The organism is Mesorhizobium sp. SARCC-RB16n (assembly GCF_008520305.1).
Taxonomy (GTDB): Bacteria; Pseudomonadota; Alphaproteobacteria; order Rhizobiales; family Rhizobiaceae; genus Mesorhizobium.
In genome coordinates, this window is sequence record NZ_ML703300.1 from 42,279 (window position 1) to 58,392 (window position 16,114).

The following is a 16,114-nucleotide window of genomic DNA, read 5'->3' on the forward strand; positions in this document are numbered from 1 at the left end:
TTGGGCCACGTCGAGGGATTTCGGCGAAGGTCCCGCCGGGCGCACAGCCGTGCTGAAGCCCGGCGGATTCGACCCAAATTCAACCCGGCCCTTCGCGTTTCCGAGCGGCGGTATGGACAAGGAATGAAGTGTTTTTTAAGAGATGAAACCGTGACCGTCCTGAATCCTAGTTGTCTCTGCCCGCGCGAGATGGGCCAGTTGGTCATGACGGCAGCCGATAAGTAAGAGTTTAGCATTTCGACGGAACTTTTAGTTAGTACATTAGCATAAGCTTTTCCTCCATGTGGAAAAACGCCAGAGCAATTTTCGATGGCAGCCTGGACTGTGAGCCGGCGCGGCTAACGCTAATTCAGTCGATTCTGGTGATTATTCTCGCAACCGCAATGGCAGCCGGCTTATACGTTGTCATTGGAGTTTACTACCCGACTATTTGGTACCAGATCTTTGCGGCACTATTCATTTCGGCCATATTGGCGCCGATTTTTCTCTATCCATCATATCGGACTTCATACAGACTGCGCCTTGCCAATAGCGTCATCAGGCGCCAAGCCCTCACCGACCACCTGACAAAACTGCCGAACTCGTTCGCACTTTCAGAAGAACTGCAGGCGCGTCTGACTCCGCATGGACAGCAGCGAGGCTTTGCCGTCCACTTTTTTGACATCGACCGGTTCAAACAGGTCAACGATTCCCTTGGTCACGACTTCGGCAACGCGGTGTTGAACGCGGTTGGCGCCAATCTCCGAAAGCTCATCGGTGCCAGCGACTTTGTTGCGCGGTTCGGAGGCGACGAATTCGTCGTTGTGCAAAGCGAGGTCTCGGTGGAATCCGAGGCCGTTGATTTTGCGCTGCGGATCAGAAATGCAGTGTCCAAGCCTTACGAGTTGGATGGCCAGCACGTTGTCGTCGACGTCACTGTGGGATCGGCGATAGCGCCGCTTCACGGAAGTGACGGCAGCCAAATCCTCAAGGCCGCGGACTTGGCTCTCTACAAGGCAAAAGCCAGAGGCACATTTGGTGAACTGTTTGTCCCGCAGATGGCAATGATTGCGAGCCGGCGCAGAGACCTGGAAGTCGCGCTGTCGACTGCCATTTCAGACAGGCAATTGTCTCTTCTGTTTCAGCCGATCGTTCAAAGAGCGCACCCAGAGCGAATTCAGTCCGTCGAGGCATTGCTCCGGTGGACGTTGCCTGATGGCACGACGATTACCCCTAGCGAATTCATCCCTGTTGCCGAACGCACGGGCACCATTGTGGAAATAGGAGAGTGGGTGCTCCAACAGGCATGCCTCGCATGCCGGGACTGGCCTGCCCATGTGCGCGTCGCCGTCAATGTATCTCCAGTTCAGTTCTTTCGCAGTGAGATCGAGTCCGTGGTCAAGCGGACCTTGGCTGACACCCAATTGGATCCCCATAGGCTCGACCTCGAGATCACGGAATCAGTCCTTATAAGTGATACGACCTTCATCAATCCGATCCTGAACGAACTACGCCGGAGTGGCATCCGGATTGCCCTCGACGACTTCGGTTCTGGTTATTGCGGACTACATTACTTGCGCCAGTTCACGATCGACAAGATCAAAGTAGACAAAACGATCATCGATGACGCGTGTTCCAATGAAAAGGCACTAAACATCCTTCGGGGCGTCTCTAAAATAGCTACTGAGATCGGTGTGACCGTTACTGTCGAAGGGGTAGATAGCCATGAGAAGGCCGTGCTATTGAACCAAGAGAGGTGTGCCGACGAAGTGCAGGGGTTCTTTTACAGCCGGCCGGTACCTGCAGACGTTGTCTCATCAATGCTTCGACGCGGGCAGCAGAAGAACAATTCGGGCGTAGGGACGGTGCTCGCGCTGAAGCGGTCGCAATAGGGCCCCTGTGTGGATGTTCTCCGCATCGAACTGCAGCGACTTCTCGCCTGGCTGCGAAGATGGAGAATCCAGCCTGCCGGGCGTTAGCTTGAGTGGCCTTAAAGAATTCTGTTTGGGTCTCGCCACCGGAGTTGCCCACGGATCGCGATAGATTATGGTGACACCCTGTCTTTGATCCGGTGCTTCTGGGAGGAACGATCGGCCATGAAATATGTTCTGCTGATCATACCCTGCGTTCTGAGCGTTTGGGTTCCGCTCTACAACAGCATCGAGCCGACCCTTGCCGGCATTCCCTTCTTTTTCTGGTTTCTGCTGGTCTTGATTCCGGTCTCGTCGATCTTCATGTGGGCTGCATCGAGGATCGGAGGGGACGACGCGTGATCGATCATCTCAATTGGACCGCGACGGTCGTCTTTGTCTTCTTCTTTGCGATAGTAACGGTCATTGGCTTCGTCGCTGCCCGCTGGAAATCCGGCAATCTCGACGAGCTGCACGAATGGGGCCTTGGTGGCCGGCGGTTTGGCGCGTGGATCACCTGGTTCCTGCTCGGCGGCGACCTCTACACGGCCTATACCGTCATCGCGGTGCCTGCGGTCGTATATGCGATCGGTTCTTACGGCTTCTTTGCCGTGCCCTATACGATCCTGATCTATCCTTTCGTCTTCCTGACAATGCCGCGCTTGTGGAACGTGGCGCGCGAGAAGGGTTACATCACCGGGGCCGATTTCATCTTCGGGCGTTACCGCAACAAGGGGCTGGAACTCGCGGTCGCCTTCACCGGCATCCTCGCCACCATGCCCTATATCGCGCTGCAGCTCGTCGGCATGGAGAAGGTCATCCAGGCGCTGGGTTTTCAGGGCCAGGGGATGATGTCGCATCTGCCGTTGACCATCGCGTTCGTCATCCTGGCGCTCTACACATACAGGAGCGGCCTGCGCGCGCCTGCCATGATCGCCTTCGTCAAGGACATCATGATCTACATCTTCGTCATCGCCGCGGTGGTGATCATTCCGGCCAAGCTCGGTGGTTATGGCGCGGTCTTCGATGTGGCTGCCAAGGCATATGCCGGCAAAGCCAACCAGGGTCTAACCCTCTCGCCGGCGCAGATCGGGCCATTCATCACGCTCGCCATCGGATCGGCAATGGCATTGTTTATGTACCCGCATTCGCTGACCGGCGTGCTGTCGGCATCAGGGCCCAAGGCGATCCGGCGCAATGCCATGACACTGCCGGCCTATTCGCTGCTGCTTGGGCTTATCGCGCTGATGGGCTTGATGGCCCATGCAGCGGGCATCGAAGTCGCCAACCCGCAGGACGCGATCCCTCAATTGCTGCTGAAAATGTTCCCGGACTGGTTCGCGGGCTTCTGCTTTGCCGCAATCGCCATCGGCGCCTTGGTGCCGGCCGCGGTGATGTCGATCGGCGCGGCGAACACCTTCACGCGCAATGTCTGGCGGCCTTTCGTCAATCCGGCCATCTCGCCGCTGCAGGAATCGCAGCTCGCCAAGCTGATGTCGCTGATCGTGAAGGTCGGTGCCCTGGCGGTCATCATCCTCATGCCGACAAAGTTCGCGCTCGACCTGCAATTGCTCGGCGGCGTCTGGATGATCCAGATATTCCCGGCCGTGATCTTTGGCCTTTACACGCGCTGGTACAGTGGCGAGGCGCTGCTGGCAGGCTGGGTCGTCGGCTTCGGCCTGGGGTCCTATCTGGCCTGGGGGGCCACGGCTTGGGTGCCGACATCGACCATTCTCGGATACGGCGCCTATAATGGCGTCATCGCCGTGATCGCCAACATTGTTGTCGCGACCGCACTCTCGTTCGTGTTTCGCACGAAGGTTGAAGGCGACATCGCCAACGCTGATTTCCTGGATGCTCGCAGCACAGCCTGACGTCGAAAGGCCGGCTGTCGAACCATATCCAATAATCAATCCGAAATCGGTCGGCAAATTCCAGTTTGACCGGGCGTGGGTCGGCTGCCAGCGCCTTCGCTCAGGATCAATTCACCGCGTTGCGGTTGTGGCCGGATCCAAAAGCTGCATCGCCTCGTAGGTTGATCGATACCCAGATGTTGGGATTCTGCTGCGACTGGCGCTTGACAAAATAATACCCAGTGGCATCCCAGGAGCGAATGCTGTTGACGAGGTTGTCGAGGATGAAATCGCCCTTGTTGGTCTTCACCGTGAGGATGGCATGGCCTTCGCCATGCAGATCGTAAACAACCGTCATCAGCAAAGCCTGCCGTGGGAATCCGGCGTCCAGCAATAGTTTGCGCTTGAACAGCGCGTAGATCTTGCAATCGCCCTTGCCGTCGACCGGATAGTCCCAATGATCCAGCTTCGTGCCCCAATGCTCAAGATTGCTCTCCGGTACGATGTAGCCGTTCACCTCCCGATTGACTCGGTCAAGGGTACTCCAGGTCCCTGGCGTGAGCTTGAGGTTCACCGCCGGTAGGGCCGGGACCTCGCATTGCTCCGGACGCCGACCGCAGAAATCCACCCAGCCGTACGGAATGCTCGTCTTTCCCCCGACGGCGGCAAAGGTCGCGGAACCCATGGGCGTGCTGCGAGGCTGTGTCGCGTCAAAGGCAATCGCGTAACTGCTGAACGACGAAGGGTAGGGTTGCGTGGCCATTTGTGGCCCGACGGATCCAGCATTCGCCAACGAAGCCAAACCAAGAAATATCGAAAACATCCCAACGACAGGCCATCGCCTCATCATCGTCACCACCACGCCGCAACGCCCATATTGGCCAATGAGCTAATCCCAAAACGGCGGCCGAGGTCAATTAAATGTTTAATAAAAGGTTAACGTTGGGCCACTTCAATCCCTAGAATTGCAGATAATTGCATGAAGCGGCCGTTACTCCGGTTCACTGGACCAGTGTGGTTGGTATGCGCGTGGATGCCACAACACGGCCAGAGAGTGGCGAATAGCGTGGAACGACCGCCGCTGCTGCCCGCCGCCTATAGCAACACCTTCACCGCGAACGCAGCGATAGCGGCGACTGGCATAGCCAAATGATTAGGTCTCTGGCGCCAGGAAAGCGGGGCATTGTCGACGGCCGCCCACACCGCCAACTGGGAAAGCCTGGCATTGGTACATGCTATCTATCCGCTCGGATAGGAGCAGTATCTGCTTTCCAGGCCTCGTTGCGATCGGCTGGAAGAGGTTGCGCAGCTCGACGCGGTCCTGGAACCGCTAATAGGTAACCTCTCCAAATCTGAATGAGAGCCCCCGTGGACGACGTGGATGATATGATCCTCGTGGCCGAGATTGCTGATACCGACAGCTTTACGCAACCAGCAGCGGGCAGGTGTATCTTGATTGTCGGCGAGTTCGCGCCGAAATCGCCGCGGCGAAAATTGCAGTGATCAATCTCAAGGAACAGCCCGTTGGGACGTTGAAGATCACCTGCCCTGAGGTGACTGCTTCCTATTTCATGCCCGTATTTCTCGGCGGCTTCGCGAGGAAGTTTCCGCGCGTATCGATCGAGCTGCTGGCCACTAACCGCCATCTCGACCTCATTCGCGAGCGGGTTGACTTCGCTTTTCGGGTTGGCGCCGTTTCCAACCAGGATTTCATTGTCCGCAAACTGTCCACCATCCAGCGTGTCTTGGTGGCCTGCGGCGGCCAGGAGCGACTCCCTGGCTTTCTGTTCCAGTCAAGTCTGGGAGGGCACGGAGTGGCCCTGCTGCCCGCGTATGTGTGCCAGCCGGCCCTCACCGCTGGCCGCCTGATCAGGGTGCTGCCCGGTTGGGATCTTGCGCCTTACGATATGGCGCTGATCTTTCGCCCCATCGAGAATGGGGAGAAGTCATAGCCTTCTCATTTGGACGGACGGCTTGCGAGGTATGCGATACGTCGATACATTGCGATTATATCGACATGACTTGACGATCTGTCGATGCCGACGACATATTCGCCCGACAGCAGCGGCGTTTTTGCGCTACCTGCCGATTGCCCGAAACGACCCCTACCTCCCGATGATCTCGACACCTAGCGGACTTCGAACGGCCTCTAAGTCTGGAATGGCAAGCAGTACTTCGCCCGCATCAAACCAGCGGCTGCTTAAGACGTGCGCCCTCACCGCGGCTGGGTTTTCTGTGTAGGCGACCAAAGCCAAACTCCTCTTAGTGCGGCTGCATGTTACGTAAAAAAGGCGTCGCGTTCGCTCGATGGAATTGTCTTTGCCCTCCTGCTGGCTCTTAAGGTCGCTGGGCGTGGGAGCCTTGGCACCGAGCAGTTTTTCGTAGCCAAACATGAAGCCTCGAGCTTCGCTGTCGTCCATTAGGACCATGACGCGATCAAATTCGAGCCCCTTCACGCCTTGGTGCGTGTCGTAAGGTGCCTTATGGGCAACATAGGCGGCGTACGGTTCGATCATTGAGAATGGGCACTCAAGGAACTCCAGCAGCGCCGCCATATCCTCACTTGGCGGGTCGGCCCTCTCGTCTTCGGCCTTCACATTCTTCGACGAGGTCAGTCGCACCGCGAGAACTGCCTTGAGCCTTTCGGGTATGTCGAAAAGTTTTGTCGCGGCTATGCTCTCCAGCACTTGGCCGCAGGATGGCTCGCCGGCCTCCCATAACCCCATAAGGTGGTTGATTGCTGACTGAGCTGCAGCCAACTGGTCCGCCGGTTTTTGCGAAGCCTTCAGGCTCTCCTTGCTGAGCAACGGCGACAGCTCCCGTAAGACTCTGGCGGCTGCAAACTTGTCTCTCTTTTTTTGAGCAGTGACCAACGGCAGCACGCAGTGTGTGTAGAGGCGGGTGGGACCGAAAGTGCCGTCCAGGAAACTGGTGCGAAATTCGTCTACGGATGCCAAGGCCTCAAACATCCGTTCGAAACCCATCCGGCGTGCTGCCATATGGTGTTCGAGCGTCAAGATTTTGCAATTATCAATTCTTTTCCAAAGCGGATCGCTGGTGATCTCCGCCATGTATTCCCGGATTTTCTGCTCCAGAGCGGGTTTATTGTCGGTGCCTGTGGGGAATACGAAGAGACGAGCCCACCCCTCGATCGCGTCGTCCCGTGGCTCTTGGGTATGTATGTCCGCTGACGAACGGATCTGGTTGATCAAGCGAACGACACGTTTTGGACTGCGATGATTGAGTTTTTTTGTTGGAACTGCCCAGCCCGCGGGTATTTCATCCTCGATCCGGTCTTTTCCGTCAGCGTAGATGCGCTGCATCGTGTCCCCAATCAAACCAAGGCTAAAACGGTCTTTGTGTGCCTTCTGAACGCAGAGTAATGCATCCACGAGGGCGCCGTGGGTGTCTTGGCTTTCATCGATGAAAAGGAACGGGAACTTTTCGACAAGAAGCCTTTGCATCAGGGGCTTGGTCTGCAGGAACGACGAGAAAATCTTGATCACTTCGCTGTGGTTCAGCGCATTTCGTTCTCGATTGTCACCGTTGGGATTGTAGGTGAATGTTTTGATCTGATCCAAACGATCAAGACGATGCCCCTTGGATTCGATCTGCGCCAGGCGGGATATGGACGCTTTTGTGCCAGGCCGGCCTTTGATCTCCTCTTCCCGAAGTTCAAGGATTTGGCGCTGGAGCGCGTCGCGCAGCCATGTTCGTATGTCGGTGTTAAGCCCTTGGATTTGCTGCCAGGCAAAACTGTGGATGGTCCGGACAACGAGGATAGGGTCATATTCCGTTCGCCGGATGATCTCATCACAGGCAGCGTTCGTGTATGTGATGACCGCGACCTGGCGGCCACGCAGGTGAAGCTTCTCGCGAAATTTTTCGCGAATGTGTTGGAGCGCGTTCACCAGCGTCCGGGTTTTGCCGGAACCAGCCCCGGCGAACAGGAAAAAGCTCTTGGGGTGGTCCAGCCGAAGGGCATCGGCTATCGTTCCATCAACATGATCGTCCATGTTCATGTTGGAGTTGGATTGGATCAGCTCTGTCATGCCGCCACTCCGGCCATTTCATGTACCGCTGCTGGAAGGGGATTTTCGATCACTTTCACGATGCCGAGTTCAAGCTGCTTGTGTTCAAGCTGTTCGGCCAGCCATAGAAGCCCAACACGGATGTAAGGTGGTGGAACGAGTGCGATCGGGTTCTCAATCTCAAGCAGGTCCAACGCAAACTCCGCCTTGTTCCCTTCCTTCAAATGCTCTTTCAGCTCTACCGCCAATGCAGCACTATCTGCGCTGTCCGTGATGGCTTTGCGGAACTTTGCAATAAGACCTGTGCCATCGAGACCAGCGAAGAGTGGCAAATTCGCATAGACGATCGCATCTTCAAGCGTATAGGCCAGCGCCTCTGTCGCTGTGCCTTTGAAGGTGATTTGCGCTGGACTCTGATAAGCCACGCAAACGGCGAAGCGCTCATTGGTGTAGGTCAAAATCTTGTCCACGTCAGGCTTGTCCAAAAGCTCATCGAGCAGAGTGGCAGCCGGACACCAGGTTCGAAGGGTCTGGTTGCGGGAGGTATAGTTCTGGCCCCTGACTGGGACCGCGACCTTTCCGTCAGCATCGCAAGAGTCGAGGTCGGTGATTATAAGGGTTGTGAGACCAATTCGCTCGACCAGTGATCTCATGCGGTGGGCGTGGCTTCCGCCGATTTCGAGCCAGGTGATGTAGCTCTCGGACAGCTTGGCGAATTCAGCATGCTCGTTCACAAAATGAGGAACGAGAATGCGTTCGGCTGGCCCCTCAATGAAAATGGCCGCATCGGCAAAGAGGAGATCGCAGTGCGTCACCTTAAGATAGCGGGTGACGAAACGTTTTGTCTCAGGATCGCCACCGAATGCGTCGTTGAGGTTCAGGACACAGGAGGTCGGAATACTCGTTGCATCTCCTGGTAGACGCCGGAAATACCTGAGCGAGTCGAACTCGCATTCATGCGCGATGTGGCTCGAATGTGTGCTTACTACCATCTGGGTGCGGAAAGGTTCTTTGGCCCCAAGCTCGTCGTGATTGCGGAGGATCTTGTATGCTTGGCGGATGAAGACCTGCTGGACCTGCGTATGGAGGTGCACCTCGGGTTCTTCGATAAGGACCAAGTGCAGGGGCGCGATGACCGTTTCATCCCCCGCCTTTGCCTTCGCTTTGCCGACTTTCATCCAGCTGTCGCGAAACGCCATCAAGCGAAAAACCATCGATATGAGATTTTGATATCCGAGACCGTTTGATTCTTCCGGTAGATGGAGATTAACGTGTTTCTCTCCATCATGGACCGCGATCTCGAAACGCACTGCGGCCTCATGATTGAGCCCCTCCACCGGGCGCAGTCGTGTGGAGATATTCAATCTTGGATCAGTGACACCCGGATATCCTAGTGTATGCATTTCCTTGAGTGGACGTTCAAACCCGTCAGTTAGGCGACCGTCAAAAGCTTGCTGGGCCTGCTCGATCGCCCTTAGTGCGTGCAGGTCTTTCGCGTCCGGTTTCTCATACGGATCAAGGTGGTGGACGTAGTACTGCCGCAGCTGGGTGGACAGCTTCCGAGAACCGGAAGCCGTAGCAGCCTTGTCATCCTCAAAACCGTTTTCACCGTTTCCGAATCCCCTCTGGGCACTGATCTCGTCGATGCGAATGAGCCCCTTGAAGGGATCACCTTCGATTGGCTCGTTGCCGTCAAGCTGCTGAGGCTTGGCTACCCCGTGCACCGGATCTGCTATGGCCTCCGGATCCAATACGTAATATCTATGGGTAAAATAGCTTGTAAGCCGCCGCTGGAGAAAATCGACCAGGTTTTCGGGCCACAGCTTGACCTCGAACGCAGGCGCGGCCGCCCCCTTGGCGAGCGCCGCTGCGTCCTTTTGGAGCGATAGCACGTCCCCGCGAGCCGACACGTAATCCATCTGCAGCTGCTTGGCATCGCTCGGCTCATACCGGACACGAACGCCCAAACGGCCAGCGGCCCATTCGAGCGTGGGCAGGAGCGGTTGCACGTAGTGCAGTTCGGTCTCGGGGACATCAAGCCAGATATCCACCGATGGCAGCACCGCACTCCAATCTGGGTTAGGCATCGGATCTTGTGCCGCCAGCGCCTGCTCCCAAGCCAGGCCCATGGTATTGATGGTGGGCCAATGGCTCAGAGTGAAATCGTTGAAAGCGAAACTATTCTTTTCTCGCTGCACTAGAAAGTACCGAAGCGCCGTGATTGCCGACGTTTTTCCGCTATTATTGGCCCCAACAAAGACTGTTGTTTTCTTTGAAAGACCAACTCGCGTTGAAATCAGCTTCCGGAAATTTGAAATCTCGACAAACTCGATGTGCATGGCTGTCTCCCTCCAGCCTTTATATAGCTAGTTACACGCAGAGCGGAACCTCTTCTTCAATGTTCCCACCGATTTGTACCGTAGCATGAATAATATTTTCAGGTATCAATATGATCGCGACCTGCCCTAGAATTCGAGGCTGCCAGCCACCAATCAGCGCATTCGCCCAGTGCAGGCTGCGCTGAGCATCAATCAACCGATGGGAGGCCCTTCCCAATGCCAATCTGGTAGCTGCCAGCTAGGATATCCGTGCAGCATGCCGGCGATGGCTTCCGTCAGCGCCATCCACTTTATGTGCTGGCCCCTACCGAATCTGATCAATGGCAAAACATCGGGGTAAGTGTCCTTTCCTGCTAGTTCGATCGCAAATAGCACTAACTCTTCGCAATCGCATAAGTACTCCCCGGTCTCACGGTGGTACTGGCTGTTTTTATAAATGAGCGTCTTTGTCAGCCGCCAAGCTACTGGCCTCTCGGACATGATCCAACAACACCGGACACCAGAGCGCTGATAGCGTTGCGTCCTGGCTAGAAAATGGTCCAAGTGCTGGCTTGAGAGTTGAACCTCGACTGCGACCTGTCTGCCGTCAGTCAGAAAAACCAGCACGTCTGCTATCCATTCTGCGCCTGCTCCGTCTGTCCCCCAAACCTCAAGCTCGGCCCGAAAGCCCATAGCCCGCGCGCCGCCTTGACCACATCAATCTTCAGGCGAGTGTGCGCGTAGCTCTCTGGGCCGGGAAGCTGACCTGTAAGTCCAGGGGCGTGCGCGAAGAAGCATAGCCCTCGGATCGACGATTTAGGCACGGCTGGCCAGGCTGTGCGCGGCATTAGCCATGTTCCGAGTGGCGCATTGCAGATACTCAACGGTTGGGTAAGCTACACAATCATGGTAGTTGTTTTCGGGAGCCAGATTCCGTGAGGGCCGCTATGTCGCAATTCCACCACGCATTCGGGGATGAAAGCTGCGGCACTACACATGTGACGTATGCCGTGCTCTCGATGCCTGAAGGCCGCCAGGCGCAAGTAGAAGGACAAATTGCGGAGACTAAGCGCAGCAAGGGAGGTACTGAGGCGGATCGCCTCCATTGCAGGGAGATATTCCATCCCGGCGCCCGACAAAAGACCGCATGGGCAGCCCTGGACAACGACGATGTGTTCGCGCTCTACGGAGCTATCGCAGATTCGATCGCTGCGGGGCCAGTTCGGCGCATCGTGGCCATAGCTAATAAGGCCGACTTCCCGAAGGACTTTCTTGTAGGACCTTTACAGAGTTCTGGGGGACTTCCACCTATTCCTGGAATGAAGAACTATCTTATGCGGGACAAGGAGTTTGCGGCGCAATGCGCCCAAGGTGCGCTGTTGCCTCTCTCAAAGAATCCCGGCTTTCGCAACGTTCGCTTCTGGGCTGACCACGACAAGACCAAGATTGAGTGGATTGTCGGAGCTCATCAGGCTTCGCGAGCAGCAAGCCTCTTCGTAAGTGTGGGCAAAGACGGAGAGGCTGATCGGGTCAATTTGATGACCGGTGAAGGCGATAAGCCCCCGCTTTTGGAGGTCGCGGATCTAATCGCCTACGTAGCACAGCGGGCCGCTTCGAGGGGCTCCAGCCCTAACGATAGGCGTTTCGCCGATCTTCATAGTAAGATTGCCCCCGAAGTGATCCACCTAGGGCTGTCCCCGGACGGCGGGCTAGGATTCAACGTACCCGACTCTTCCATGCGCTAGTGGTGCAGCATTTTGTCGTGACGGCTCCTACTGCATGTCCGGCACCTCGCCACCCACAAAAGGTGTCGTGGGTTCACCGTATTCGCCAAGCGATGGGTTGGCCTCACGCGACCACGCGATGACGCCGGCGTGCTTCGTTGCAAGGCCCCTCGCGGTCCTTATCGCCCGCTCCTCGCTCTGCTGCTCGGCAGATCCAAAGACAGGCTGAAGGTCGCCGGTCTCATCGCGATCAAAGGCGGTGACGACGATTAGCTTGGGCACCTTGTGCTGGGGCAGCAAGTTATCTGACATCGGGGCTCTCTTTCGGTTGGGCCAAGAGCCGGCTGAAGTCGAGCGGCGCAGGCGGCAGCACTTCAGTCATCTGAAATAGCGGCACCAGTGGACCCCCTTGCTCTGGCACTATCTGTCTGGTCTTAAGGCCTGTAATCTCCTCGTCGCCTCTGGCAATTCGGCTCTCCAGATTGGCGATGCGCTCGGTCAAGAAATACCACCCGACAGCAAACCCACCGCTTCCAAACAGCACGGCAAACGTGGCGAATGCCACAGGGTTGGCGGTTACAAGCGCTGCGTTACTGCCAATGAAGGCGATAAGGTCGAGCATCGAGCGCCGGCCCTGTCACGCCAGCACAGGGGCGTCGGGTCGAAGCTGACAGCCACAAGTTCCGGATGCCTACGGGCAGGGCGAGGATTTGCGTCTCAAGCCCGCAGTTGTAGGCCATCAGCGCCTTGAGGGTCTCAAGAGGGCTCTCGTAGCGGGCTATTAGCTTCGCGGCTTCCGCGTGCAGTTCGGCCTTGGATTCGGCGTCTAGATGCATCGTGGCCATTGCGGTTCCTCCTAACGTGTCGCGCGGCATGGTGCGGTGAGCGTGTCAATGCGGTGAGGCGGCTTGTCGGGGGTCCGTATGGTGCGGGGGTGATCTGGAAGGATGAGTGAACGCGCGGGACCACTGAGCCTAAACGCCTGCTCCCATACCGTGGTACGTCTCGTCTCCCTCGGAATGAACCTTAAGGAGACTATCCGGGGCAAGATCGTGTTGGATATTAAAATCCAACCTCTTGCGAGAGCGATCGTAGCCAAGTCTGGAAGCAAATACTTCGAACGCGATGGTCGCCGAGCCCGCCCCCACGTCACCGAACTTAACAGCCGAAAGAGGAACGGCAATTTCAATGATCCTTCCGCATCCGATGCTCTTCAAGAGCTCAAGCATTTCAGGTTCTTCTGCCCCGAACGCCCAGTAGGCACCCTCGCCGCCCCAATGATCCACCAGAGATTTCGCCGCATTATCGCCTGGACTGACCGGAGCAGCGACTGTCCAAAAGCCACTCCTGTTGTCTAGCTCGCCCTGACGCCCAAGCGCACTTTTCGAAACAATCCTCTGCCCCTGTTCCGGCGTCAGCTTGCCGGCGGCGACTTGCTGAGCCACGCGCTCCTTAAGAAAACCCAAAGAGGTCGTCACGATGCCAGTTGACCAAAGCGCTGCCACCTCATCGTCGGTCATTCGCGTGTAGTGAAAGGCTCGAAACGTCTTGGTGCTCATGATCGGGCCAAGACCTTCTACCGCTGCCCTATATGCCTCGTAGTAGCGGTTGGTTGGAACCAGGAAATGCACGCGCTCCCTCGGATCGACCGGTGGAACGATTTCGTCTAACCGCTTCTCCTCGTCCAGATAGCTAGCGAAAACCCGCGTGCACCCATCCAAATATTCACAAATCTCACCATCGTAGGTGTCGAAGTCCCAGAGGTCGATCATGCCCATTGGCTACTATAGAGCAAAGGAGTTGGCCATCCGCATCTGCGGCCCTCTGCGGAAACTTGATCTGTGTGGCCGGCTTCTCGACTATCACCAAGGCATCGTCTGGGGCTCGCCGCTGCATGTGCCGCGCTTCGGACCACGGGGCTGTGAGCCAGGTTTCCACCTCCTGCCGCGTGGTGAGGATCACCGTGGATTGGCGCCATCAGGGCGTTGGGCTCGGTTGTAAGAAATCCGTAGACCTCATGGTCAGCCGGATCATCCTTCGCTTTGCGCATGCCGTGCCATCGTGTCCAGAGTCCGGCAAAAAAGAACAGCGGACGGTCCTCGCTGAGGGCAAACCAATAGTTCTTCTTGATGCCCGTCTCGGGGTCTTCACGTCAACCGGGCTGGGCTCCGCGAAGCTAGTCACCGGCACAACGCAACGGTGCTCGACCCCGAGATACTGCTGCCAATGGAAGTAGTTGGTCTTGCGAACGTTGGTGCTCCCGTAGTCGGCCTTGCCCTTCACCCGTTCAGGAGGTGACGGCATTCCCCATAGGAGGTTTGCAAGCTCCTGACCTTGCCCCCCGTTTCTATCCAGTTTTGAGTTCGTTTCCGGCGTTGGGTGTGCCCTGCTGGGCGAGTGGAGCGACGGGCGCTGGCGCGGAGCCGTTGGCGTAGCGCAGCGCGAGCGAACGTCGCGGGGTGAAGGTGCTGGCGAACTCGTCCGGTGTCTGCCAAGCGATCTGCGAGTGCGGCCTCGCGGTGTTGTAGTCGGAGCGCCACAGGGCGGTCGCCACGCGCGCCTGGGCCAGCGAGGTGAACAGCGTCTCGTTCAAGAGCTCATCGCGCAGGCGGCCGTCGAAGCTTTCGACGAAGCCGTTATCCGGCATGTTGTTCTCGGTGCCATCGTTTGTTCGGTCGTCAGGTTTCGTTAAGCTTGGCGCATCCGGGCCACGGGGCACCGGGAGCACGCAAGTGCGGGCAGGCCGTCGTATGCAGATGAACTGCGAGTTCGAGCACGTTATCTGGCCGCCCCTACGACTCGCCCGGATGCGCTGCGAGCGCGGATCCGTATTTGTCGTGTTGCCCGCTGGCTCCCTGTTCGTGACCAACGATGGAGGGAACCGTGCGTATTATCGGCATGGACATACACCGCGTAGCCGCCGAAGTCGTGTCGTTGCTTGATGGCAAGATCGTCAAGCTCGGCCGCGTTCAAATGCTGCGCAATAAGCTCGAGGAGTTCGCCAGGAGGGAACTCACCCACGATGATCATGTGGTGATCGAGGCGACCGGCAATGCCACGGCCGTCGCTGAAGTGCTGTCACCCTACGTGGATCGGATCGTGATCGCCAATCCCAAGCAGGTGCACATGATCGCGCACGCGAAGGTGAAGACTGACACGATCGACGCCACTGTCCTTGCGAAGCTCTATGCCTCGGGCTTTCTGCCGGAGGTCTGGGTTCCGGATCCGGGGACCCTTGCCCTCCGAAGACAGGTCACCAGGCGGACACAGCTGGTTCGCCAGCGTTCGCGGCTGAAGAACCTGATCCAGTCAATCCTCCACGCCCACCTGATCCCGCCGTGTCCGCATGGGAACCTGGTCGGAATCAGCGGGCGCAAATGGTTGACGAAGCAAATATTGCCTGCGGATGAGCGCACTGCCATCCAGCGCCACCTCGGCTTGATTAACCAGATCAACGAGGCTTTGACGGTAGTCGAGGCGGATATCGCGGTGCATGCGCTCCAGGATCCGACAATCCGCCGCTTGATGACGTTGCCCGGCCTCGACGTCACGGTGGCTGCAAGCGTTGCCGCGGCAATCGGCGACATACGGCGCTTCAGCGATCCACAGAAGCTCGTCGCCTATCTTGGCCTCAATCCGAGCGTGCGGCAGTCCGGTGAGGGGCCAGCCTATCACGGCCGCATCACGAAGCAGGGCCGCGGCCATGCACGGGGGATGCTGGTCGAGGCGGCATGGGCGGCCGTGCGATCGCCAGGACCTCTACGCGCCTTCTACAAGCGGATTGCCTCGCGCCGCGGGAAGCACATCGCGGCCGTCGCCACCGCGCGCAAGCTTGCAATGATCATCTGGCATATGCTGAGCAAGGATACCGACTACATCTGGGCCCGGCCGGCCTTGCTCGCCCGCAAGTTCAGATCGGTCGAGCTGCGTGCCGGCCTCCCGACCAGCCATGCCAGGCGCGGCACCGCCTTCGACTACAACATCCCGACCAAGCGCGCCGAAGAACGATCCCGAATAGAGAAGGCGGAAGCTGCCTATGCAGCAGCGACTTCCCGATGGCGAACGAGGCCGGAAAGGCCGAAGGCTGTGGAAAAAGCTGCCGAATGAGAAGAAGGGGCTATTCTACAACATCCGTCTGCATCGGCTTGCCCGGAGCGATGTAGTGCCACTCGACACGGTTCTGATCCGCCCAGGCGAGGATGGCCTTCGAGGTGAACTCGCTGCCATAGCACCTGCGGAATGAAGGAGCGGCGGCGGCCGAGACCGCGGTGCGCGCAGCTTTTCGCTGCAGGCGCGCAC

General features: G+C 57.5%; 14 protein-coding genes and 2 pseudogenes. 7 read left to right on the forward strand and 9 right to left on the reverse strand.

The genetic code is table 11. The features are described from left to right. The first annotated feature begins 281 nt into the window (after nucleotides 1-281). The 3 genes from C7I87_RS32140 to mctP all read left to right on the forward strand — a co-directional run bounded on the left by C7I87_RS32140 (nucleotide 282) and on the right by mctP (nucleotide 3,763). Entirely contained in the window at nucleotides 282-1,871 is a 1,590-nt protein-coding gene (locus C7I87_RS32140; RefSeq protein ID WP_149907986.1) for a putative bifunctional diguanylate cyclase/phosphodiesterase, read from the forward strand. A gap of 204 nt (nucleotides 1,872-2,075) precedes the next feature. Continuing rightward, nucleotides 2,076-2,252: a DUF3311 domain-containing protein gene (locus C7I87_RS32145; protein WP_149907987.1), complete on the forward strand. Its 177-nt coding sequence runs from the start codon at nucleotides 2,076-2,078 to the stop codon at nucleotides 2,250-2,252. Then, nucleotides 2,249-3,763 (forward strand): monocarboxylate uptake permease MctP, encoded by a 1,515-nt coding sequence (mctP, locus tag C7I87_RS32150; RefSeq protein ID WP_149907988.1) that lies wholly within the window; start codon nucleotides 2,249-2,251, stop codon nucleotides 3,761-3,763. The genes C7I87_RS32145 and mctP overlap by 4 nt, the downstream gene beginning before the upstream one ends. A 106-nt stretch (nucleotides 3,764-3,869) precedes the next feature. Here mctP and C7I87_RS32155 read toward each other — a convergent pair whose 3' ends face one another. Beyond that, a complete protein-coding gene (locus C7I87_RS32155; protein WP_246696490.1) occupies nucleotides 3,870-4,505 on the reverse strand; it encodes a transglutaminase-like cysteine peptidase in 636 nt (211 codons plus the stop codon). A 605-nt stretch (nucleotides 4,506-5,110) separates the two neighbouring features. Here C7I87_RS32155 and C7I87_RS36560 point away from each other — a divergent pair. Beyond that, nucleotides 5,111-5,245, forward strand: a complete 135-nt coding sequence (locus tag C7I87_RS36560) for a hypothetical protein (protein WP_281409078.1) — start codon at nucleotides 5,111-5,113, stop codon at nucleotides 5,243-5,245. After that, nucleotides 5,242-5,694 (forward strand): LysR substrate-binding domain-containing protein, encoded by a 453-nt coding sequence (locus C7I87_RS32160; RefSeq protein WP_188394080.1) that lies wholly within the window; start codon nucleotides 5,242-5,244, stop codon nucleotides 5,692-5,694. The genes C7I87_RS36560 and C7I87_RS32160 overlap by 4 nt, the downstream gene beginning before the upstream one ends. 153 nt (nucleotides 5,695-5,847) lie before the next feature. Here the strand turns inward: C7I87_RS32160 and C7I87_RS32165 are convergent, their stop codons facing one another. Both C7I87_RS32165 and C7I87_RS32170 read right to left on the reverse strand, forming a co-directional pair. After that, nucleotides 5,848-7,794 (reverse strand): UvrD-helicase domain-containing protein, encoded by a 1,947-nt coding sequence (locus C7I87_RS32165; protein WP_149907990.1) that lies wholly within the window; start codon nucleotides 7,792-7,794, stop codon nucleotides 5,848-5,850. Next, nucleotides 7,791-10,112 (reverse strand): AAA family ATPase, encoded by a 2,322-nt coding sequence (locus C7I87_RS32170; protein WP_149907991.1) that lies wholly within the window; start codon nucleotides 10,110-10,112, stop codon nucleotides 7,791-7,793. Before C7I87_RS32170 ends, C7I87_RS32165 begins: the two co-directional genes overlap by 4 nt. Nucleotides 10,113-11,038: 926 nt before the next feature. Here C7I87_RS32170 and C7I87_RS32180 point away from each other — a divergent pair. Further along, a complete protein-coding gene (locus C7I87_RS32180; RefSeq protein ID WP_149907993.1) occupies nucleotides 11,039-11,836 on the forward strand; it encodes a hypothetical protein in 798 nt (265 codons plus the stop codon). Between the two features lie 27 nt (nucleotides 11,837-11,863). Here the strand turns inward: C7I87_RS32180 and C7I87_RS32185 are convergent, their stop codons facing one another. The 5 genes and pseudogenes from C7I87_RS32185 to C7I87_RS36900 all read right to left on the reverse strand — a co-directional run. Continuing rightward, nucleotides 11,864-12,127: a hypothetical protein gene (locus C7I87_RS32185; protein WP_149907994.1), complete on the reverse strand. Its 264-nt coding sequence runs from the start codon at nucleotides 12,125-12,127 to the stop codon at nucleotides 11,864-11,866. Beyond that, nucleotides 12,117-12,437 (reverse strand): hypothetical protein, encoded by a 321-nt coding sequence (locus C7I87_RS32190; protein ID WP_149907995.1) that lies wholly within the window; start codon nucleotides 12,435-12,437, stop codon nucleotides 12,117-12,119. Before C7I87_RS32190 ends, C7I87_RS32185 begins: the two co-directional genes overlap by 11 nt. Continuing rightward, complete coding sequence (locus tag C7I87_RS32195; RefSeq protein ID WP_246696491.1) at nucleotides 12,406-12,660, reverse strand: hypothetical protein; 255 nt, start codon at nucleotides 12,658-12,660, stop codon at nucleotides 12,406-12,408. Before C7I87_RS32195 ends, C7I87_RS32190 begins: the two co-directional genes overlap by 32 nt. A gap of 129 nt (nucleotides 12,661-12,789) precedes the next feature. After that, nucleotides 12,790-13,587: a hypothetical protein gene (locus tag C7I87_RS32200; RefSeq protein WP_149907996.1), complete on the reverse strand. Its 798-nt coding sequence runs from the start codon at nucleotides 13,585-13,587 to the stop codon at nucleotides 12,790-12,792. Between the two features lie 575 nt (nucleotides 13,588-14,162). Next, nucleotides 14,163-14,453 (reverse strand): annotated as a pseudogene (locus C7I87_RS36900) (transposase); the annotation flags it as partial. Between the two features lie 245 nt (nucleotides 14,454-14,698). Between C7I87_RS36900 and C7I87_RS32215 the strand changes: the two are divergent. Continuing rightward, nucleotides 14,699-15,922, forward strand: coding sequence for an IS110 family RNA-guided transposase (locus tag C7I87_RS32215; RefSeq protein ID WP_306440525.1), 1,224 nt, complete (start codon nucleotides 14,699-14,701; stop codon nucleotides 15,920-15,922). A 13-nt stretch (nucleotides 15,923-15,935) separates the two neighbouring features. Here the strand turns inward: C7I87_RS32215 and C7I87_RS35670 are convergent. Then, nucleotides 15,936-16,114: pseudogene (locus C7I87_RS35670) on the reverse strand (IS3 family transposase); the annotation flags it as partial.